Source organism: Allokutzneria sp. NRRL B-24872 (assembly GCF_002155965.1).
In the GTDB taxonomy this organism is placed as follows: Bacteria; Actinomycetota; Actinomycetes; order Mycobacteriales; family Pseudonocardiaceae; genus Allokutzneria.
Map to the genome: position 1 here is coordinate 1 of NZ_MUMH01000353.1, position 1072 is coordinate 1072.

1 protein-coding gene is annotated in these 1072 nt (G+C 70.6%); it reads left to right on the plus strand.

The features are described 5' to 3' along the window. The coding region (gene eccCb / locus CCN37_RS38010; RefSeq protein ID WP_143262059.1) for a type VII secretion protein EccCb at nucleotides 1-1072 on the plus strand (1072 nt) is incomplete at both ends.

Genomic DNA, 1072 nt, shown 5'->3' on the forward strand with positions numbered 1-1072 from the left:
GCGCGAGGTGCAGTTCCTCTGCCTGGACTTCGGTGGAGGCGGTCTGACCGCGCTGCGCTCGCTCGCCCACGTCAGCGGCGTCGCCACGCGGCGGGACGGCAACCAGGTGCGGCGCTCGGTCGCCGAGGCGCAGAGCCTGCTCGCCGAGCGGGAGCAGCGCTTCGCCGACCTGGGCATCGACAGCATGGCCACCTACCGGCAGATGCTGCGCGCCGGTCGCTTCCCCGAGGACCGCTTCGGCGACCTGTTCCTGGTCATCGACGGCTGGGCGACCATCCGCACGGAGTTCGAGACCCTGGAGCCCGCGCTGTCGGAGCTGGTCAACCGCGGTCTGGCCTTCGGGGTGCACCTGCTCGTGGCGTGCAACCGGTGGATGGACCTGCGGATGAACATCCGCGACATGTTCGGCACCAAGGTGGAGCTGCGCATGGGTGACGCGACCGACTCGGTCATCGGCCGCAGGCAGGCCTCGGCCGTGCCGGAGCAGTCACCGGGCCGGGGTCTGGCCCCCGACGCGATGCACTTCCTCGCCGGAGTGCCGAGGATCGACTCGAAGGAGACCGCGGAGAACCTCACCGAGGGCACGCAGAACCTGGTGGAGACGGTCAACGCCGCCTGGCGGGGACCGAAGGCCTCGGTGGTGCGGCTGCTGCCCGCGCTGCTGCCCTACGAGGAGCTGCCCGCCGCGGAGCCGGGCCGCAAGGCCGTGCCGATCGGCATCGCCGAGCGCGACCTGCAACCGGTCTACCTGGACTTCGCCGCCGAACCGCACCTGGTGCTCTTCGGCGACGTGGAGTCCGGCAAGAGCTCGTTCCTGCGGGCGCTGGCCACCGGCATCATGGCCCGCTACTCGCCGAAAGAGGCCCAGATCGCCCTGGTCGACTTCCGCAGGAGCATGCTCGGCCTGGTGCCGGAGGAGTACCTCATCTCCTACACCACCACGCAGGCCGCGGTCGGTGACATGGTCCAGCTGACCATGGGCGTGATGACCAAGCGGCTGCCCGGCTCCGACGTCACCCCCGAGCAGCTGCGCAAGCGGAGCTGGTGGAGCGGCCCCGAGCTGTTCATCCTG